This window comes from Pseudomonas hefeiensis (genome assembly GCF_030687835.1).
Classification (GTDB): Bacteria; Pseudomonadota; Gammaproteobacteria; order Pseudomonadales; family Pseudomonadaceae; genus Aquipseudomonas; species Aquipseudomonas hefeiensis.
The window spans coordinates 2,339,297-2,358,736 of the sequence record NZ_CP117449.1 but is presented as its reverse complement, the minus strand read 5'-3'; the positions used below and the strand labels follow the sequence as shown (position 1 = coordinate 2,358,736).

15 protein-coding genes are annotated in these 19,440 nt (G+C 61.2%); 11 read left to right on the top strand and 4 right to left on the bottom strand.

Annotation, left to right across the window (positions count from 1 at the left end):
• The first annotated feature begins 1 nt into the window (after position 1).
• From PSH57_RS10495 to PSH57_RS10475, 5 genes are all read left to right on the top strand, one after another.
• Positions 2–292 (top strand): peptidylprolyl isomerase, encoded by a 291-nt coding sequence (locus PSH57_RS10495; protein ID WP_305444916.1) that lies wholly within the window; start codon positions 2–4, stop codon positions 290–292.
• A gap of 131 nt (positions 293–423) precedes the next feature.
• The gene (locus PSH57_RS10490) at positions 424–2,292 is read left to right on the top strand and encodes an extracellular solute-binding protein (RefSeq protein WP_305389367.1); all 1,869 of its coding nucleotides are present in this window, start codon (positions 424–426) and stop codon (positions 2,290–2,292) included.
• Positions 2,292–3,350 carry a microcin C ABC transporter permease YejB gene (locus tag PSH57_RS10485; protein ID WP_305389366.1) on the top strand — a complete coding sequence of 353 codons (1,059 nt, stop codon included), beginning with the start codon at positions 2,292–2,294 and terminating at the stop codon, positions 3,348–3,350. The genes PSH57_RS10490 and PSH57_RS10485 overlap by 1 nt, the downstream gene beginning before the upstream one ends.
• Positions 3,350–4,372, top strand: a complete 1,023-nt coding sequence (locus tag PSH57_RS10480) for an ABC transporter permease (protein ID WP_256230727.1) — start codon at positions 3,350–3,352, stop codon at positions 4,370–4,372. Before PSH57_RS10485 ends, PSH57_RS10480 begins: the two co-directional genes overlap by 1 nt.
• Before the next feature lie 27 nt (positions 4,373–4,399).
• A complete protein-coding gene (locus PSH57_RS10475) occupies positions 4,400–5,974 on the top strand; it encodes an ABC transporter ATP-binding protein (protein WP_305389365.1) in 1,575 nt (524 codons plus the stop codon).
• Between the two features lie 12 nt (positions 5,975–5,986).
• On the opposite strand, the gene PSH57_RS10470 is transcribed toward PSH57_RS10475, so the two are convergent.
• Positions 5,987–7,321, bottom strand: a complete 1,335-nt coding sequence (locus tag PSH57_RS10470; protein WP_305389364.1) for a methyl-accepting chemotaxis protein — start codon at positions 7,319–7,321, stop codon at positions 5,987–5,989.
• A gap of 168 nt (positions 7,322–7,489) precedes the next feature.
• Entirely contained in the window at positions 7,490–7,705 is a 216-nt protein-coding gene (locus PSH57_RS10465; RefSeq protein WP_305389363.1) for a TIGR02450 family Trp-rich protein, read from the bottom strand.
• A gap of 223 nt (positions 7,706–7,928) precedes the next feature.
• On the opposite strand from PSH57_RS10465, the gene PSH57_RS10460 reads away from it, so the two are divergent.
• The 4 genes from PSH57_RS10460 (at position 7,929) to PSH57_RS10445 (ending at position 13,980) form a co-directional block, all read left to right on the top strand.
• A complete protein-coding gene (locus tag PSH57_RS10460; RefSeq protein ID WP_305389362.1) occupies positions 7,929–9,344 on the top strand; it encodes a sigma-54 interaction domain-containing protein in 1,416 nt (471 codons plus the stop codon).
• Positions 9,345–9,646: 302 nt separating this feature from the next.
• Positions 9,647–11,038 (top strand): GntP family permease, encoded by a 1,392-nt coding sequence (locus PSH57_RS10455; protein WP_305389361.1) that lies wholly within the window; start codon positions 9,647–9,649, stop codon positions 11,036–11,038.
• Between the two features lie 7 nt (positions 11,039–11,045).
• Positions 11,046–11,822: a 3-hydroxybutyrate dehydrogenase gene (gene hbdH, locus PSH57_RS10450; RefSeq protein WP_305389360.1), complete on the top strand. Its 777-nt coding sequence runs from the start codon at positions 11,046–11,048 to the stop codon at positions 11,820–11,822.
• A gap of 202 nt (positions 11,823–12,024) precedes the next feature.
• Entirely contained in the window at positions 12,025–13,980 is a 1,956-nt protein-coding gene (locus PSH57_RS10445; RefSeq protein ID WP_305389359.1) for an acetoacetate--CoA ligase, read from the top strand.
• Positions 13,981–14,235: 255 nt separating this feature from the next.
• Here the strand turns inward: PSH57_RS10445 and PSH57_RS10440 are convergent, their stop codons facing one another.
• Positions 14,236–15,354, bottom strand: coding sequence for a PilT/PilU family type 4a pilus ATPase (locus tag PSH57_RS10440; RefSeq protein WP_305389357.1), 1,119 nt, complete (start codon positions 15,352–15,354; stop codon positions 14,236–14,238).
• 134 nt (positions 15,355–15,488) lie between these two features.
• On the opposite strand from PSH57_RS10440, the gene PSH57_RS10435 reads away from it, so the two are divergent.
• Both PSH57_RS10435 and PSH57_RS10430 read left to right on the top strand, forming a co-directional pair.
• Complete coding sequence (locus tag PSH57_RS10435; protein WP_305389355.1) at positions 15,489–18,026, top strand: PAS domain-containing protein; 2,538 nt, start codon at positions 15,489–15,491, stop codon at positions 18,024–18,026.
• A gap of 48 nt (positions 18,027–18,074) precedes the next feature.
• Positions 18,075–18,350, top strand: a complete 276-nt coding sequence (locus tag PSH57_RS10430; protein ID WP_019690952.1) for a peptidylprolyl isomerase — start codon at positions 18,075–18,077, stop codon at positions 18,348–18,350.
• A 135-nt stretch (positions 18,351–18,485) separates the two neighbouring features.
• On the opposite strand, the gene PSH57_RS10425 is transcribed toward PSH57_RS10430, so the two are convergent.
• Complete coding sequence (locus tag PSH57_RS10425) at positions 18,486–19,409, bottom strand: sugar kinase (RefSeq protein ID WP_305389353.1); 924 nt, start codon at positions 19,407–19,409, stop codon at positions 18,486–18,488.
• Positions 19,410–19,440 lie beyond the last annotated feature (31 nt).

Sequence of the window (19,440 nt, the reverse complement as noted above, 5' to 3'; positions counted from 1 at the left end):
AATTTACCCATGGCCAAAAGCCACTGCCCGCCACATCCTGGTTTCCAGCGAAGAGAAGTGCAACGAACTCAAAGCCCAGATCGAAGCCGGCGCCGATTTCGCTGAAGTCGCCAAGACCAACTCCTCCTGCCCGTCCAGCCGTCAAGGCGGCGACCTGGGCTCGTTCGGTCCAGGTCAGATGGTCAAGGAATTCGACACCGTGGTATTCAGCGCCCCGATCAATGTGGTGCAGGGTCCGGTCAAGACCCAGTTCGGCTATCACCTGTTGGAAGTGACCAGTCGCCAGGACTGATCCAGGTTTATCGACATAACGGCCCGCCCTTCGGTGGGCCGTTGTGTTTGTGTTAGGTCCAAGGGGCTAGCGATCAAGGCGTCGCTCGCGTACAAATCCTGGTCATCCATCACCCGGCTTTAAGGCTGACAATGCGACTGGCGTTCCCCTCACTGCTGTTCACTGCCGTGGTCCTGCTGACAGGCGCCGCAGGTGTGAATGCCGCACCGCAACATGCCCTGACGGTGTATGGCGAACCGGCCAAGTATCCCCAAGGCTTCAGCCACTTCGCCTACGTCAATCCCCGAGCCCCCAAAGGCGGCACCATGCGCCGCTCGGCCATCGAGATCGGCCATTTCGACCACGTACTGCCCTACATCGACAAAGGCATCGGCGTCAGCCAGATCGACGGAATGCTTTATTCGCCGTTGGCCCAGCGCTCGCTGGACGAGCCCTACACCGTCTATGGCCTGGTGGCGCAGAAGATGGAACGCGCCGACGATGGCCTGTCCTTGCGCTTCTACCTCAATCCCAAGGCCCGGTTTGCCGATGGCAAGCCCATCACCGCCGAGGACGTGCGCTACACCTTCGAGCTGTTGATGACCCAGGGTAGTCTGCGATATCGCACCCAGTTCGCAGCCGTCAAAGGCGTCGAAGTGGAATCCGAGCGCACCGTCCGCTTCGATTTCAAGAACAACGAAAGCCGCACCCTGCCGCTGGACATCGCCACACTGCCGGTTTTTCCCGAGCACTGGTGGAAAACCCGCGACTTTGCCAGTGGAGGCGGCTACGAAGCCCCGCTGGGCAGTGGCCCCTATCGGGTGGGCCGGATCGACTCGGGACGCAGCATCACCTTCGAGCGCAACGCCAACTGGTGGGGCAAGGATCTGCCAGTCAGTCGCGGGCTCTACAATTTCGATCATTTCAGCATCGAGTATTTCGGTGACACCGATGTAGCGCGCCAGGTCTTGCGTGGCGGCGCCTACGACTACAACCGCGAGTTCTCCGCCACCGGTTATTCCATCGGCTATGACAGTCCGGCCCTGCATGATGGCCGTCTGCAAAAGGCCCATCTGGCCACCGAGGCGCCCCAAACGGCCCAGGGTTTCGTGTTCAACCTGCAAAAACCGCAGTTCCAGGATCGTCGTGTCCGCCAGGCCCTGGCCATGCTCTGGGATTTCGAGTGGAGCAACCGCCAGATGATGCGCAACCTCTATGTGCGCCAGCAGAGCTTTTTCTCCAACACCGACCTGGCCGCCCGGCAACTGCCTGATGCCGACGAACTGGCGATTCTCGAGCCGTTGCGCGCAAAAGTGCCCGAGGAAGTCTTCACCCAGGTATTTCACGCGCCGAAAACCGACGGCAGCGGCGTGATCCGTGACAAACAACTGCAAGCCCTGGCGCTGCTGCAACAGGCCGGCTGGAAACCCGATGGCGACCGCCTGGTCAATGCCGAGGGGGAACCGCTGAGCTTCACGTTCCTGATCAGCCAGAACGGTCTCGACCGGCTGTTGCTGCCCTACAAGCGCACGCTGGCACAGATCGGCATCGACATGAACATCCGGCGCATCGATGCCTCCCAGTACGTCAATCGCCTGATGAGTCGCGACTACGACATGATCATCACCGGCTATCCCGTCAGCACCTCGCCGGGCATGGAGCTTTACAACTATTTTGGCTCGGCGGCGGCCAACGATCCGGGCGCCAACAACTACATGGCCCTGCAGAACCCCGCCGTTGACACCCTGATCGACGGTCTGGTCAAAGCCACCACCCAGCGCGACATGCTCCGCCATGCCCACGCTCTCGACCGGGTGCTGCAATGGAATTATTACTGGATCCCCAACTATTACCCGCCGGGCAGCTCGACCGTCTGGTGGAACCGCTTTGGCAGACCAAAAGTGCAGGCCAGTAATGACGAAGCCATCGAGAGTTGGTGGGAAATGAGCACCACACCGCTGACCAACGAGCAGATGGCCGCCGAACGCATCAAGCGCGGCTCCCCTGGAGGGCGGCATTGATGTGGGCCTATATCGCGCGGCGCTTGCTGCTGATCATTCCGACGCTGGTGATCATCCTGCTGGTGAATTTCGTCATCGTGCAGGCCGCTCCGGGCGGGCCGGTGGAACAGGCCATCGCCCATTTGCAAGGCATCGGCGGCGCCAGCGTCGGCAGCTCGGGCAATGCCATGACCGGCAGTTCGCGAGCCAGTCGCGGCCTCGATCCACAGCTGATCAAGGACATCGAAAAACAATACGGCTTCGACAAACCGGCCCACGAGCGTTTGTGGTTGATGCTCAGCAGCTACGCGCGGCTGGACTTCGGCAAGAGCTTCTTTCGCGGCGCCACGGTGACCGACCTGATCCTGGAAAAGATGCCGGTGACCATTTCCCTCGGGCTCTGGGCCACGCTGATCACCTACCTGGTGTCGATTCCCCTGGGCATCCGCAAGGCCGTGCGCCATGGTTCGGCCTTCGACGTGTGGAGCAGCACGGCAATAATCATCGGCTATGCCATGCCGGCGTTCCTGTTCGCCATGTTCCTGATCGTGGTGTTTGCCGGCGGCACGTCGCTGAACTGGTTTCCGGTGCGCGGGCTGGTGTCGGACAACTTCGAGTCGCTGTCGACACTGGGCAAGATCACCGATTACTTCTGGCACCTGGTACTGCCGGTCACCTCGCTGGTGATCGGCGGTTTCGCCACCTTGACGATCCTGACCAAGAACTCGTTCCTCAATGAAATCACCCGCCAGTACGTGGTCACCGCGCGGGCCAAGGGCATGAGCGAACGGCGCGTGCTGTATGGCCACGTGTTCCGCAATGCAATGCTGCTGGTGGTGTCGGGGATTCCCCAGGCGTTCATCAGCGTGTTTTTCGCCGGCTCCTTGCTGATCGAGGTGATCTTCTCCCTCGATGGCCTGGGACGCATGAGCTATGAGGCCGCGGTGTCCCGGGACTACCCGGTGGTGTTCGGCTCGCTGTTCATCTTCACGCTGTTCGGTTTGCTGATCAAACTCATCGGCGACCTGTGCTACACCCTGGTGGACCCGCGTATCGACTTCGCCGCGAGGAACGCCTGATGTTCAAGTTGTCACCCTTGGGCCGTCGGCGTTTTGAACGCTTCAAGAAGAACCGCCGAGGTTGGTGGTCGCTGTGGCTGTTCATCGGCCTGTTCATGCTGACCCTGGGCGGCGAATTGATCGCCAACGACAAGCCGCTGCTGGTGAGTTACCAAGGCTCGCTGTATTTCCCGGTGTTCAAGCGCTACACCGAACAGGAGTTTGGCGGGCAGTTGCCGTTCCAGGCCGATTACCGCAGCAGCTACGTGCAGGATCTGATCCACAAGGACGGCGGCTGGCTGCTGTTCCCGCCGATCCCGTTCAGCGACGACACACCCAACTACGATCTGAACCAGCCGACCCCAAGCCCACCCTCCTCAGTGAACTGGCTGGGCACCGATGACCAGGCCCGGGACGTGCTGGCCCGGGTGATATTCGGGGCACGGGTGTCGATTCTGTTCGCCCTGGCCCTGACCGCCATCAGCGCCCTGATCGGCATCACCGCCGGTGCGTTGCAGGGTTATTACGGCGGCTGGGTGGACCTGCTGGGGCAACGTCTGCTGGAGGTCTGGTCCGGGCTGCCGGTACTCTATCTGCTGATTATTCTGTCCGGCTTCGTCGAGCCCAATTTCTGGTGGCTGCTGGGAATCATGGCGCTGTTTTCCTGGCTGGCCCTGGTGGATGTGGTGCGCGCCGAGTTCCTGCGCGGGCGCAACCTTGAATACGTCAAGGCCGCCAGAGCCCTGGGCCTGTCCGACCGCAAAGTGATCGTGCGACATATCCTGCCCAACGCGATGAACGCCACCCTGAGTTATCTGCCGTTCATCCTCACCGGGGCCATTTCCACCCTCACCGCTCTGGACTTCCTCGGCTTCGGCATGCCGGCGGGCAGCGCGTCGCTGGGGGAGCTGATCGGCCAGGGCAAACAGAACCTGCAAGCGCCGTGGCTGGGCCTGACGGCGTTCTTCACCCTGGCGCTGATTCTTTCTCTGCTGGTGTTCATTGGCGAGGCGTTGCGCGATGCGTTCGACCCCCGATCCTGATCCACGGCCATGAAGCGGAACCCTGAGATGAGCGACAACCTGATCGAAATCCGCGACTTGAGCGTGGCCTTCAACGACCAAACCGTGGTGCGCAACCTGTGCCTGGACATCCGCCCCGGCGAATGCCTGGCCCTGGTGGGTGAGTCCGGCTCCGGCAAGTCGGTAACGGCCCATTCGATCCCGCAATTGCTGCCGCAAACCGGCAGCCATACCACCGGCAGCATCCGCTATCGCGGCCAGGAACTGGTGGGCGCCGAGGCCAAGGTCCTGCGCGAACTGCGAGGGGACCGGATCGCAATGATTTTCCAGGAGCCGATGACGTCGCTGAACCCGCTGCACAGCGTCGAAAAGCAGATTGGTGAAACCCTGATGCTGCACAAGGGCCTGGGTGGCAAGGCGGCGCGCCAGCGCATTCTGGAGTTGCTGGCCCTGGTGGGCATCCAGAAACCCACCGAACGGCTCAAGGCTTACCCGCACCAACTCTCCGGCGGCCAACGACAGCGGGTGATGATTGCCATGGCCCTGGCCTGCGAACCGGAACTGTTGATTGCCGACGAACCGACCACCGCGCTCGACGTGACGGTGCAGCGCAAGATTCTGCTGCTGCTCAAGTCCCTGCAGCAACGACTCGGCATGTCACTGCTGTTGATCAGCCACGACCTGAACCTGGTGCGCAGCATCGCGCAACGGGTGTGCGTAATGAAGGCTGGGGAAATCGTCGAACAGGCGCCGTGCGAAACACTCTTCAGCGCGCCGAAGCATCCCTACAGCTGCGAGTTGCTGCACGCCGAGCCGGAAGGCGAAGCCCCGCCCCGTGATGAACGCGAAGACGTCTTGCAAGTGCAGGATTTGCGCGTCAGCTTTGCCCTGGGCGGCGGTCTGTTCCGGCGCAAGGAATACTTGCACGCTGTGGACGGCATCAGCCTGACGATCCAACGCGGCAAGACCCTGGGCATCGTCGGCGAATCCGGTTCCGGCAAATCCACTCTCGGCCAGGCGATCCTGCGACTGATCGAGTCCGAAGGCAGCATCCGCTTCCAGGGACAAGCCCTCGATCATCTGTCACAGAAAGACCTGCGACCGTGGCGCAAGCAGATGCAGGTGGTGTTCCAGGACCCGTTCGGCAGCCTCAGCCCCCGCATGTCGGTGCAGCAGATCATCAGCGAGGGCCTTGAGGTCCACAGCTCGTCCAGTTCCGAGCAGTGCGAAGCGCAGGTGATCCAGGCACTGCAGGAAGTCGGCCTCGACCCGCAGAGCCGCCACCGCTACCCCCACGAATTCTCCGGCGGCCAGCGCCAACGCATCGCCATCGCTCGGGCGCTGGTGCTCAAGCCGGCCCTGATTCTGCTGGACGAACCGACCTCAGCCCTGGACCGCACCGTGCAAAAGCAAGTGGTCGCCCTGCTCCGCCAGCTCCAGGAAAAGCATGGCCTGACCTACCTGTTCATCAGCCATGACCTGGCGGTGGTCCGCGCCCTGGCCCACGACATGATCGTGATCAAGGACGGTAAAGTGGTGGAACACGGCGCCAGCCATGAAGTGTTCGACGCGCCCCAGCATCCGTATACCAAGGAGTTGTTGGCGGCGGCGCAGCCGCAGTAATCCCGGGTTCGCTCAGGCACCACGTCGTTGATCCAGCGCTTGAGCGAATTCACCCATCACCTCCACAACCTGCTGCGCGCCTCGATGAATATCCAGAATGACAGTGCCGGCCTGGTTAGCCAGTTTCACGCCCTGCTCTGCCTTGAGCGTGCTCGATTGCATGCTGCTCACCGCTTGCCTGGCCAATTCACGGTTCTTGGCGACGACCTGAGTAATGGCCACGGTTGACTGGCTTGTACGTCGCGCCAGATTGCGCACCTCATCGGCCACCACCGCGAAGCCGCGTCCCTGCTCCCCGGCGCGAGCCGCTTCGATGGCTGCATTGAGGGCAAGCAGATTGGTCTGTTCGGCGATGCCCCGGATGGCATCAACGATGCTGCCGATTTCTTCTGACTGCACGCTCAGGGCACCTATCCCGGCTGACACCTGTTGAAGCTCATCGGCGATGCTTTGCACCACCGTAACGGTTTGCTGAACCACACACGTGCCGAGCCGGGTTTGCTCATCGGTCTGCCGGGATGTCTCGAAAGCCAGTCCCGCCGCTTTTGATTCACTTTGGCGCTGCTCGACTTCGCGAGTGCTGTCAGTGGCGAACTTGACCACCCCATACAAACGCCCCCGCGCATCGTAAAGCGGATTGTAGGTAGCCTGCAGCCAGACAGTCGCGCCTCGATTGTCGACGCGTTCGAAAAGGCCGGTCTTGTATTCTCCGCGATTGAGCCCGGCCCAGAAGCCACGATAGGCCTCGCTCTGAACCTCGCTTGGCTTGCAGAAAATCCGATGATGCTGGCCCCGAATCTCTTGCAGGCGGTACCCCATGACGCCCATGAAATTCGCGTTGGCATTCACGACCTGACCGCTCAGATCAAATTCGATAACCGCCATGGAGCGGTCAATCGCTTGCATGAAGCTGGTTTCGGCCTGGGCGCGCAACACCCGCTCGTTGATATCGCGAACGATCAAGATGATGCGCTGCACCTTTGCATCTTGATCCAGCACAGGGGCGTAGCTTGCTTGCACCCACAGCCAGCTTCCATCACGGCGCAAATGCAGAAACTGGCTGTCGGCAGAGTAGCCTTGCCCCAGTTGTTGCCATAACGCTGAGCATTCGGCACTGCGTGAATAGGCAGGCTCACAAAACATCGAATGATGCTGACCAAGGGTTTCGCTGAGTGAATAACCCATCATTTTCAAAAAAGCCGGGCTGACGTCGAGCACCTCGCCCGTAGGAGTGAACTCGATGATTGCCATGCAATGCTGCAAGGCCGTCCGTTCGGCTTCGAGAATAGCCTGCCTGGCCTGGATTTCGTGCAAGGCGTCCTGATGCTTGCGAGTACGAATGAACATGGGTGGCGCTCCCGGAGGCGGTGAATGCGTGGCTGTTGTCACACGAAGGCAGAGATGCCATCGCTAGATAGCTGCATTAAGCCACTACCGCAGGAAAACTTGTACATACTTTTTACTATGTATAACTATCGGGAGTCATACAGATCTCTATGGCACAGCCCAAGCCATTCAGCACCAGCCCATTTTCCAATGCCTGCTGTCACGCAACTCGTGCCAGTCGAGCAGCGTCACACGAGCGCTGTACACAGCCTCAAGCTCAACCCGAATGGGTGTCCCCTCCTCATCACAGAGCAGCTTGGTGACGAGAAAATGCTTTTCCCGATCAGACGGCGCACAGGCAGTCCATTTGGAGAGTTTCAGCTTGCGAGGGTTGATTTTATTCATGAGCGCTCTCGAAAAATGTACAAGATACTGATAACTGTACAACTTTATCCAACTGCTCACTACTGCGCAGACTTGCCGAGACCTAGGGTTTTCCAACGAGGCACGGCACGACAAAGAATGCGGGCGGAGTATTGCTCGACCAGCCCCTCCCGGCATAATGCCGCTCTTTGGCAACCCCTTTGATCGGAGGATGCCGGCAAATCCCACCTTCTGGAAATGCCCGATGAACCCCACCGAAAGCCTCAAGGATTACAAGCGCGTGCGCACGCTGGCGATCCGTTCGTTGTTCGAGATCATCGAACAGTCCAGCGAAGGCACGGTGATTGTTGACCGTGACGCGAATATCGTCTGGATGAACGAACGCTACGCCCGGCGCTTCGGCCTGAACTCGGCGCAAGAAGCCATCGGCCGGGCGTGCGAGAGCGTGATCCCGGGGAGCCTGCTGCGCGAAGTAGTGCGCACGGGCCGGCCGATTCTGCTGGACATGCAAGACACGCCCAAGGAGCCGATGGTGGTGATGCGCCTGCCGATCCACGACAGCGCGGGCGCGGTGATCGGCGCCATCGGTTTTGCCCTGTTCGATGAATTGCGCAGCCTGTCGCCGATGCTCAAGCGCTACCTGAGCATGCAGGAAGAACTGGCTTCCACCCGCTCACTGCTGCGGGCACGGCAGACGCGGTACAACTTCGCCCACTTCATCGGCACCAGCCGCGCCAGCCTTGAGGTCAAGCGTCGTGCCCGGCGCAGCGCCAGCGCCGATTCGCCGGTGCTGCTGCTCGGCGAAACCGGGACCGGCAAGGAACTGCTGGCCCAGGCAATCCACGGTGCTTCGCCAAGGGCGCACAAGGCGTTCGTCAGCATCAACAGCGCCGCGATTCCGGAATCCCTGCTGGAAGCCGAGTTCTTTGGCACCGCTCCGGGCGCCTTCACCGGCGCCGACCGCAAAGGCCGCGCCGGCAAACTGCAGATCGCCCAGGGCGGCACACTGTTCCTGGATGAAATTGGCGACATGCCGCTGCCGCTGCAAAGCAAACTGCTGCGGGTCTTGCAGGAAAAAGAATACGAACCGGTGGGCTCCAACGAGGTGATGCAAAGCGACGTGCGGATCATCGCTGCCACGTCCATGGATCTGGAAGCGGCGATCAAACGCGGAGAGTTTCGCGCCGACCTGTATTACCGCCTCAATGTGTTGCCGATCCAGGTCCCGCCGCTGCGCGAACGGCTGGATGACTTGCCGGCCCTGAGCGAGGCGATCCTCGAAGAACTGCGCAGCCAGCACGAACTGAACCGCGACGCACTCGACCTGCTGGGGCAACACGCCTGGCCGGGCAACATCCGGGAGCTACGCAATGTGCTGGAACGAACCGCGCTGCTCAGCGACGACCTGCTGCTCACTGCCGCCGATATTCGAGCGGCCATTGGGACTTTCACGCCGGTCACCCGTGCGTTAAATCCACATCAGGAACCGCTGCGGCAAGAAACCTTCAGCCAGGCCCGGGCACGATTCGACCGCCATTTGATCGAAACCACCCTCGCACAATGCGACGGCAAGGTGGTCGAAGCGGCCGAGCGGTTGGGACTGGGGAGATCGACCTTGTATAAAAAGATGGTGGCGCTGGGGATCGCAGAGTCTCAATAAAGAGACTTTAGTCTCCTTAGCTGGACGACCTCTTTTTGAGCGCTTTGCGCTCATCGCGAGCAGGCTCGCTCCCACACTGGAAAGCGTTCTCATGAACGACACAGCCAACCTGTGGGAGCGAGCCTGCTCGCGATGAGGCCAGCACAGCCCCTGAAAATCTCAAAACAGAGACAAAACCCTCGAACCACTCCCTTAAAAATCAATAATTCCCTTATATTTCAATAAATTACATACCTGGCACAAAACTCGCTAAAGCCCTCCGCACCGTTTCACCACAAAAATAACAATCCAGGAGACACACCATGAGTGTGATCATTGCCTTGGCAGCTCTCACGCTGCTGATGGTGGCCGCCTACCGTGGCTACAGCGTTATCCTTTTTGCCCCCATCGCCGCCCTCGGCGCCGTCTTGCTCACTGACCCTTCCGCCGTCGCACCTGCCTTCACCGGGGTGTTCATGGAGAAGATGGTCGGTTTCATCAAACTGTATTTTCCGGTGTTCCTGCTCGGCGCGGTGTTCGGCAAACTGATCGAGCTGTCGGGTTTCTCCCGTTCCATCGTCGCAGCGGCGATTCGCCTGCTGGGTACGCGCCAGGCCATGTTGGTGATCGTACTGGTCTGCGCCTTGCTGACCTATGGCGGCGTGTCGCTGTTCGTCGTGGTGTTCGCGGTGTATCCGTTCGCCGCCGAGATGTTCCGCCAGAGCAATATTCCCAAACGGCTGATTCCGGCCACCATTGCCCTTGGCGCGTTCTCGTTCACCATGGACGCCCTGCCCGGCACGCCGCAGATCCAGAACATCATCCCGAGCACCTTCTTCAACACCACCGCCTGGGCCGCGCCATGGCTGGGTGTGATCGGCACGATCTTCGTGTTCAGCTTCGGCATGCTGTTCCTGCAACGCCAGCGCAACAAGGCCCAGCGTGTAGGCGAAGGCTACGGCACCGAACTGCGCAACGAGCCGGAGACCGCCGAAGACATCAAGCTACCCAATCCCTGGCTCGCCATTTCGCCGCTGTTGGCGGTCGGGATCATGAACCTGCTGTTCACCCAGTGGATTCCCCAGTGGTACGGCAAGACCCACAGCCTGTTGCTGCCAGGCATGACCACACCGGTGACCAGCGACATCGCCAAGCTGACCGCGATCTGGGCCGTGCAGGCCGCGTTACTGGTGGGTATTGTCCTGGTGCTACTGTTCGCCTTCAGCACCATTCGCAGCAAGCTGGCCGAAGGCAGCAAGAGCGCGGTGGGCGGTGCGCTGCTGGCGGCAATGAACACCGCTTCGGAATACGGTTTCGGTGCGGTCATCGCGTCCTTGCCGGGTTTTCTGGTGTTGGCCGACTGGCTCAAGAACATTCCCAATCCATTGGTCAATGAGGCCGTGACCGTGACGCTGCTGGCGGGCATCACCGGTTCAGCCTCGGGCGGCATGAGCATCGCCCTGGCGGCGATGTCCGAAACGTTCATCAGCGCCGCCAACGCCGCCAATATTCCCTTGGAAGTACTGCACCGGGTCGCGTCCATGGCCAGCGGCGGCATGGACACCTTGCCCCACAACGGCGCGGTGATCACCCTGCTGGCGGTGACCGGCCTGACCCACCGTGAAGCCTACAAAGACATTTTCTGTATTACGCTGATCAAGACCCTCGCGGTTTTCGTGGTGATCGGTGTGTTCTACGCCACTGGCATTGTGTGAGGTTCGTATGACGACAACTTTATCCGGCAAGACCGCCCTGGTGACCGGTTCCACCAGCGGCATCGGCCTGGGCATTGCCCTGAGCCTGGCCAAGGCCGGTGCCAACCTGATCCTCAACGGTTTTGGCGACGCTTCGACGGTCATGACCGAAGTGAAACAGTTCGGTGGCAGGGTCGGCCATCATCCGGCGGATGTCAGTGACCCGGCGCAGATCGCCGACATGCTCGCCTACGCCGAGCGGGAGTTCGGCGGCGTGGACATCCTGGTGAACAACGCCGGTATCCAGCACGTGGCCGCCGTGGAGGATTTTCCGGTGGAACGCTGGGACTCGATCATCGCCATCAACCTGTCCTCGGTGTTCCATGCCACGCGCTTGAGCCTGCCAGGCATGCGCGCCAAGGGCTGGGGGCGGATCATCAACATTGCCTCGGTGCATGGCCAGGTCGGCTCGGTGGGCAAGGCTGCCTACGTCGCGGCCAAGCACGGGGTGATCGGCCTGACCAAAGTGGTCGGCCTGGAAACAGCCACCAGCAACGTGACGTGCAACGCCATCTGCCCTGGCTGGGTGCTGACACCGCTGGTGCAGAAACAGATCGATGACCGCATCGCCACGGGCGTCGATCCGCAACAGGCGCAGCATGATCTGCTGGCCGAGAAGCAGCCTTCCCTGGAATTCGTCACCCCGCCGCAACTGGGGGAACTGGTGCTGTTTCTGTGCAGCGAAGCCGGCAGCCAGGTACGCGGCGCGGCGTGGAATATTGATGGTGGGTGGCTGGCTCAGTAAATCTCTTGCGCTCCCTTGTGGCGAGGGGATTTATCTGTGGGAGCAAGGCTTGCCCGCGATGGCCGCACCGCGGTTTAACAGCTAAACCGCGTTTTCGTTCATCGCGGGCAAGCCTTGCTCCCACAAGTCGGGGATAAATCCCCTCGCCACAAGATTGGGTCGCTCTATAGTTTGTGTGTACATAAAAAATAAGAGGCACCCCATGTCCGACATCCTCTGGCAACCCACCCCCGATCGTATCGCCCAGTCACGCATGGACGCCTTTCGCCGGTTCATCAACGAACGGCATCAACTGCAACTGAGCGATTATCCCGCGCTGCACGCCTGGAGCATCGACCAGCGTGAAGCCTTCTGGCAGGCCATCGTCGACTTCTTCGAGATCGGTTTTCACCAGGCGCCCAGCGCTGTGCTGGTGGAAAATGAGCAAATGCCCAGCGCCCGGTGGTTTCCCGGGGCGACACTGAATTTTGCCGAACACCTGCTGCGCCGGCGCGATGACGCCGTGGCCGTGGTTGCCCTCGACGAAAGTGGCGGGCAGGAACAACTGACCTGGGCCGAACTTGCCGCCCACGTCGCCGGCCTGCAAAAAAGCCTGCAAGCGGCGGGTGTAAGCAAGGGCGACCGGGTAGCCGCGTGCATGCCCAACACCTGGCAGACCCTGGTCGGCATGCTCGCCACCACCAGCCTGGGGGCGATCTGGTCGTGCTCCTCGCCTGACTTCGGCACCCAGGGGGTCATCGACCGGTTTGGCCAGATCGAGCCCAAGGTGCTAATCACCTGCGCCGGTTACCGCTACGCCGGTAAGGTCATCGACCAGCGAGCCAAGGTCAACGAAATCCTCGAGCGCCTGCCTTCGCTGCAGCAACTGATCATCCTGCCCTACGCATGCCCTAACGCCTGCGCCAAAGACTTCAAGACAACGGCCAGCGTCGCGTTGTGGAGCGACTTCTACCGCTGTGGCGGCGAACCGGCGTTCGTTGGCGTGCCGTTCGATCATCCGCTGTACATCCTTTATTCCAGTGGCACCACTGGCGTGCCGAAGTGCATCGTCCACAGCACCGGCGGCGTATTGCTGCAACACCTCAAGGAACATGGCCTGCATGTTGATCTCGGCCCCGAAGATCGCCTGTTCTACTACACCACATGTGGCTGGATGATGTGGAACTGGCTGGTGTCGGCCCTCGCCGTGGGCAGTGCGGTGGTGCTCTACGACGGCTCACCCTTTCACCCTGGCCCCGAGCGCCTGCTGGACCTGATCGACCAGCAGCGCATCAGCGTATTCGGCACCAGCCCCAAATACCTGGCGGCTTTGGAAAGCCAGGGTTTGAAACCGCGACAGACCCATGACCTGGGCAGCCTGAAAACCATCCTGTCCACCGGCTCGGCCCTGGCGCCCCATAGCTACGACTACGTGTATCGCGACTTCAAGCCCCAGGTGTGCCTGGCCTCGATGTCCGGTGGCACCGACATTGTGTCGTGCTTCGTCAATGGCAATCCGTTGTCCGCCGTTCGCCGTGGCGAGATGCAGGGCAAGAGCCTGGGCATGGCGGTGCAGGTCTGGAACGAGGCAGGCCAAGCGGTCATGGGTGAGAAAGGTGAACTGGTCTGCACCCGGCACTTCCCGGCCATGCCCATTGGCCTGTGGAATGATCCGCAGCAGCAAAAGCTAAGGGCCTCCTACTTCAGCCAGTTCCCCGGTGTGTGGGCCCAGGGTGACTATGCCGAGGAGCTGCCGCACGGCGGTTTCCTGATCCACGGGCGCTCAGATGCGGTGCTCAATCCCGGTGGTGTGCGCATCGGCACGGCGGAAATCTATCGGCAGGTGGAAAAGGTCGAGCAGGTGCTGGACAGCGTTGCCATCGGCCAGCAATGGCAGGGTGATGTACGAGTGGTGCTGTTTGTGCGCCTGCGCGACGGCGTGACCCTGGATGAGGCCCTGGAGCAACAGATCCGTCAGGTGATCCGCGCCAATACCACGCCGCGTCATGTGCCGGCGAAGATCCTGGCAGTCAGCGACATCCCGCGGACCATCAGCGGCAAGGTGGTGGAATTGGCGGTGCGCAATGTGGTGCATGGCGAGGCGGTGAAAAACACCGATGCCCTGGCCAATCCCGAGGCACTGGAGCAGTTTCGTGATCGGGCGGAGCTTAGCAACTGACTTGAGCGAACCTCAAACCTGTGGGGAGCAAAAACACTTGTGGGAGCAAAGCTTGCTCGCGATACAGGCGACGCGGTTTTTCAGACCGACCGCATTACCGTTCATCGCGAGCAAGCTTTGCTCCCACAGGTCTTGCTCCTACAGACTTTGCTCTCACAGGCCTTGCTCCTACAGGCTTTGCTCTCACAAGCTTTGTTCCTACAGGTCTTTGTCCTTCAGGCCTTGCTCCTACAAGTGTTGTTCTCACCGAAAGACTCAATCCATCAACCCCCACTCACCCGCCGCCGGATCGGCCGGGGGCACCGCCGCCCCCGATTCGGCATGCAACTTCAGCCGCAACCGCAGGTTGTTCGCCGAGTCGGCGTTTTTCAGGGCTTCCTCCTCATCGATAGCCCCCTCCACCACCAGGCTGTACAGGGCGTGGTCGAAGGTTTGCATCCCGAGTTCTTCTGACTTTTCCATGATGCCCTTGAGCTCGCCAAACTCATTGCGGCGAATCAGGTCGGCCACCGTGGGCGAGCCCAGCATGACCTCCACCGCGGCCCGGCGCTGGCCGGTGCGAGTGCGCACAAGGCGTTGCGACACGAACGCCTTGAGGTTGTTGCCCAGATCATTGAGCAGTTGCGGCCGGCGCTCTTCCGGGAAGAAATTGATCACCCGGTCCAACGCCTGATTGGCATTGTGAGCATGCAGGGTGGAGATCACCAGATGCCCGGTGTCGGCGAAGGCCAGGGCATGTTCCATGGTTTCGCGATCACGAATTTCGCCGATCAGCACCACGTCCGGCGCCTGGCGCAAGGTGTTCTTCAAAGCGGCATGAAAGCTGCGGGTGTCGACACCGACTTCGCGTTGATTGATGATCGATTTCTTGTGTCGATGGATATACTCCACCGGATCTTCGATGGTGATGATATGGCCGCTGCTGTTGCGATTACGGTAATCGATCAGCGCCGCCAGGGAGGTCGACTTGCCCGACCCTGTCGCGCCGACGAACAGCATCAGCCCCTGTTTCTGCATGATGATGTCCAGCAACACATTCGGCAGTTTCAGGTCCTCGAACCGCGGGATGTCGAGCTTGACGTTGCGGATCACCATGGACACGTCATTGCGTTGCTTGAAGATATTGACGCGGAACCGCCCGACCCCGGCCAGGGAGATGGCCAGGTTCATTTCCAGTTCCCGATCGAACTCAAGCCGCTGTTCGGCGTCCATCAAAGACTCGGCGAGCCCGGCGATCTCGCCAACCTTGAACGGCTGGTTGCTCAAGGGTTTGAGCAGCCCCTCGAAACGCGCGCATGGCGGCGCGCCGGTGGACAGGTAGAGGTCGGAGCCATCCTGGCTCGCCAGGATGCGTAACAAGGGATCGATTTCCATGGCCTGATTGACTTCCGCGAGACTTCAATGAAACAAGCTGACCCGATGAGCAAACCTTTCAGACCAACCCGCGCTTACCTTCTTCAGAGGATAGTAGACACCGTGGCCGCAACACGATTTGCAGGGCTTGCGTGATGAACGCAACACCCGCCGGCAGTGACATACAGAGCCTGTTCACCCGACGTGACTGGACCAACAGCCCCCTGGGCACTGCCCAAACCTGGCCCCAGAGCCTGCGTACCGCCCTGGACATCGTGCTCCACTCGCCGATGCCGATGTCCCTGCTGTGGGGGCCACAGCTGATCCATTTCTACAACGACGCCTTTACCCGACTGACTGGCGACAAACACCCCCAAGCGTTCGGCCAGCCGACCCATTCAGCATGGCCCGAACTCAAAGACGTGAGCGGGCCGATTTATCACAACGTGTTGCAAGGCCGCACACACACCTGTCGCGATCAGCATTGGCGGGTGCCCTTCGCCGGACGCCTTTGCGATGTCTGGCTGGACCTGACCTACAGCCCCGTGCGCGATGAAGACGGCGCGGTGGCCGGTATTCTGGTCACGGCCATCGAGACTGGTGAACGGCGACGCCTGGCCCTGGAATTCGAGCGACGCTCAGAGGCCAGCCTCAAGGCCCAGCAGGAAAGTGAAGAGCGCCTGCAACTGGCCCTGGCCGCTGCCGATACGCTAGGCACCTGGGACTGGGACATCAGCGAGGACCGTTTTATTGCCGACGAGCACTTCGCTGCGCTGCATGGCGTCGATCCGAGCCTTTCGCGTCAGTTGCCCATCAGCGCCTACCTTGAAGGCGTGCATCCGGAAGACCGGGCCATGGTCACCCGCAGCATCAAGCATTGCATCACCCACGGCACCGAATACGCCGAGGAGTACCGTCTGCTGCAGTCCGACGGCGAACTGCGCTGGGTATTCGTGCGGGGCCGTTGCTACAAGGACCGCCACGGCCGGCCCAAACGCTTTCTCGGCGCGGCCCTGGACCTGACCGAACGCAAGCGCACCGAGCAGGCCCTGCGTCAGAGCCAGACTGAGCTGCAGCTGATCATCAATGCCATGCCGATCCTCATCAGCTACGTGGACCGGGAAGAACGTTTTCGCCTCAACAACAGCGCCTATCTGGACTGGTATGGCCTGACACCCCAGGAGCTCTACGGCAAGACCATCCGCGAAGTGCTCGGCGATTCAGCCTACACCGCCCGCGCCGAGCAGATCGCTGAAGCCCTGGCGGGCAAGCCGTGCAGCTTCACCGCCCAGTCGGATCATCGCGACGGCCGCTCCCGCCATGCCTTGATCAACTACCTGCCGCGCCATGGAGCCGACGGCACAGTGAACGGTTTCTACATCTTTGTGATCGACGAAACCGAGCGCAAGAAAACCGAGGAAGCCCTGCGCAACCTCAACGAAACGCTCGAAGAACGTGTCATCGCACGCACCCAGCAGCTGGCCGAAGCCAACCACCGCCTGCAAAACGAGATGGTCGAACGCGAGCGTGCCGAGGAGGCACTGCGCCACGCTCAGAAGATGGAGGCCGTGGGCCAGCTCACCGGCGGCATCGCCCATGACTTCAACAACATGCTCACCGGCATCCTCGGTAGCCTGGACCTGATGCAGCGCTACATCGCCAGCGGACGCACTGCCGAGATCGGTCGTTTCACCGAAGCGGCCGTGTCCTCGGCCAACCGTGCGGCGGCCCTGACACACCGCCTGCTGGCGTTTTCCCGACGCCAGTCGCTGGACCGCAAACCGCTGGACCCCAATGACCTGGTGCATTCCCTTGAAGACCTGCTGAGCCGAACCACCGGCGATCACATCGTGCTGCGCTTGCAATTGGCCGATGAACTGTGGCCGGTCAGCACCGATGCCAGCCAGTTGGAAAACGCCCTGCTCAATCTGGTGATCAATGCTCGGGACGCCATGCCTGAGGGCGGCGAGTTGACCATCGAAACCGCCAACATCTATCTCGACGGCAATGACCTCAACGCCCTGGAACCGGTCACGCCCGGGGACTACGTGATGATTGCCGTCAGCGACAACGGCAGCGGCATGAGCCCTTCCGTGCTGGCCAAGGCCTTTGATCCGTTCTTCACCACAAAACCCATTGGCCAGGGCACCGGCCTGGGCTTGTCGATGATCTACGGGTTTGCCCAGCAGTCGGGTGGGCTGCTGAGTCTGGACAGTGTGCCGGACCAGGGTACGCGGGTGCAGTTGTACCTGCCGCGGCTGTACGTCGCCTCTGTCCAGCAAACTGCGGCGCCGGTAGCGCAGAATGCGCCGGCCGCGATCGCCGGAGAAACCGTGTTGCTGGTCGAAGACGAGCCGGCCGTGCGCATGCTGGTGCTCGATCTGCTCGACGCCCTGGGCTACACCACCCTTCAAGCCCAGGACGCCAAGGCCGCCCTTACGCTACTGGAGTCCAGCCAGCGCATCGACTTGCTGGTAACCGATGTCGGCCTGCCAGGCATGAATGGCCGGCAACTGGCGGAGATCGCCCGCCAGCATCGGCCCGATCTAAAGGTGCTGTTCATGACCGGATATGCGCAAAAAGCCGCCGAGCGCCAGGGCTTTCTCGAGCAGGGCATGGACATGGTAGCCAAGCCCTTCACCCTTGATCTGCTGGCGAACAAGATTCGGACGATGATCAACCATGGCGCCTGACTTGAGGCATAATCGCCGGCCCGTCGCACCGTTCAGGTCACTGCTGCAATGAAAGCCCAAGCCCGCCATATCCTGGTGAAAACCGCCGAAGAAGCCGAACAGCTCAAGCAACGCATCGCCAAGGGCGAAGCCTTCGATGTACTGGCCAAGAAATACTCCACTTGCCCCTCGGGCAAACGCGGCGGTGATCTGGGTGAAGTGCGGCCCGGGCAGATGGTCGGTGCGATCGATGCGGTGATCTTCAAAAAGCCCCTGCGGGTGGTGCATGGGCCGATCAAGAGCAAGTTCGGTTATCACCTGGTGCAGGTGTTTTACCGGGATTGATCGGTCACGTTGTCATCGAAGCCTGTCTGTGGGAGCAAAGCTTGCTCGCGATGAACGATAACGCGGAAGGTCTGAAGAACTGCGTTGCCTGGATCGCGAGCAAGCTTTGCTCCCACAGGCACATCGATCCCCCCGTCAGTCCCTGGGGATCAACGCCCCCGGCACCTGGATGACCCGGCTTGCCAGAAGGTGTCCAGCCTCGGCAGCCTCCACCGGGCTGCCTCCGAGCAGGCGGCTTGCCAGGTACGCGGCACTGAATGAATCCCCCGCCGCCGTCGTGTCCACCACCCGCTCCACCCGCCGGGCCGGAATCTCGAAAGACTCACCATCACAACAGATCAGACAGGGCTCGGCACCGCGCTTGAGCACCACTTCCGACGTGCCTAACTGCGCGTACGCGGCGAACACTTCGTCACTGTTGGCATAACCAAACAGCGCCTGCTCGTCGTCCACTGTCAGCAGCGCCACCTCTACGTAAGGCAAGACACTGCGATAGGCGGCACGGGCTGCATCGACTGAGGCCCAAAGCCTTGGCCGGTAGTTATTGTCGAACACCACCTCAGCCCCGCGCCGGCGGGCCTGGATCAGGGTTTCGATGAGTTTGCCGCGACCTTGCTCGCCGAGCACGGCCAGGGTGATGCCGCTGAAATACAGCACGTCGTAATCCGGCAGCGCCGCCAGGATCGGTGCGGCGGCCGGGGTGGTGAAGCAATCACGCACCGCCGCTTCGTTGCGCCAGTACAAAAACCGCCGCTCACCCGCCGCGTCGGTCTGGATGCAATACAAACCCGGCAAGCGACCGGGCAGGCGCTGGACCATACCCAGGCCGATATTTTCAGCGGTCCAGCTCTGGCACATGGCATCGCTGAAACTGTCGTCGCCCAAGGCGGTAACGTAATCCACCGCGCCCTTGTCGCCGAGGGCGCGGGACAGGTACACAGCGGTGTTCAGGGTGTCGCCGCCGAAGCTTTGTTGCAGGCTGCCATCGGCGCGTTGCTGCAGTTCGATCATGCACTCGCCAATCAGGGCGATGCGAGGTTTTGGGTTCGGATAGCTCATGGGGGTTCCTGATGGTTCGGTGGTGTCATAC

What these genes read in the sequence shown, in the direction of transcription:
- PSH57_RS10490 (WP_305389367.1), top strand. Translation starts at nt 424, where the DNA reads ATGCGACTGGCGTTCCCCTCACTGCTGTTCACTGCCGTGGTCCTGCTG.
- PSH57_RS10485 (WP_305389366.1), top strand. Translation starts at nt 2,292, where the DNA reads ATGTGGGCCTATATCGCGCGGCGCTTGCTGCTGATCATTCCGACGCTG.
- PSH57_RS10480 (WP_256230727.1), top strand. Translation starts at nt 3,350, where the DNA reads ATGTTCAAGTTGTCACCCTTGGGCCGTCGGCGTTTTGAACGCTTCAAG.
- PSH57_RS10475 (WP_305389365.1), top strand. Translation starts at nt 4,400, where the DNA reads ATGAGCGACAACCTGATCGAAATCCGCGACTTGAGCGTGGCCTTCAAC.
- PSH57_RS10470 (WP_305389364.1), bottom strand. Translation starts at nt 7,321, where the DNA reads ATGTTCATTCGTACTCGCAAGCATCAGGACGCCTTGCACGAAATCCAG.
- PSH57_RS10465 (WP_305389363.1), bottom strand. Translation starts at nt 7,705, where the DNA reads ATGAATAAAATCAACCCTCGCAAGCTGAAACTCTCCAAATGGACTGCC.
- PSH57_RS10460 (WP_305389362.1), top strand. Translation starts at nt 7,929, where the DNA reads ATGAACCCCACCGAAAGCCTCAAGGATTACAAGCGCGTGCGCACGCTG.
- PSH57_RS10455 (WP_305389361.1), top strand. Translation starts at nt 9,647, where the DNA reads ATGAGTGTGATCATTGCCTTGGCAGCTCTCACGCTGCTGATGGTGGCC.
- hbdH (WP_305389360.1), top strand. Translation starts at nt 11,046, where the DNA reads ATGACGACAACTTTATCCGGCAAGACCGCCCTGGTGACCGGTTCCACC.
- PSH57_RS10445 (WP_305389359.1), top strand. Translation starts at nt 12,025, where the DNA reads ATGTCCGACATCCTCTGGCAACCCACCCCCGATCGTATCGCCCAGTCA.
- PSH57_RS10440 (WP_305389357.1), bottom strand. Translation starts at nt 15,354, where the DNA reads ATGGAAATCGATCCCTTGTTACGCATCCTGGCGAGCCAGGATGGCTCC.
- PSH57_RS10435 (WP_305389355.1), top strand. Translation starts at nt 15,489, where the DNA reads ATGAACGCAACACCCGCCGGCAGTGACATACAGAGCCTGTTCACCCGA.
- PSH57_RS10430 (WP_019690952.1), top strand. Translation starts at nt 18,075, where the DNA reads ATGAAAGCCCAAGCCCGCCATATCCTGGTGAAAACCGCCGAAGAAGCC.
- PSH57_RS10425 (WP_305389353.1), bottom strand. Translation starts at nt 19,409, where the DNA reads ATGAGCTATCCGAACCCAAAACCTCGCATCGCCCTGATTGGCGAGTGC.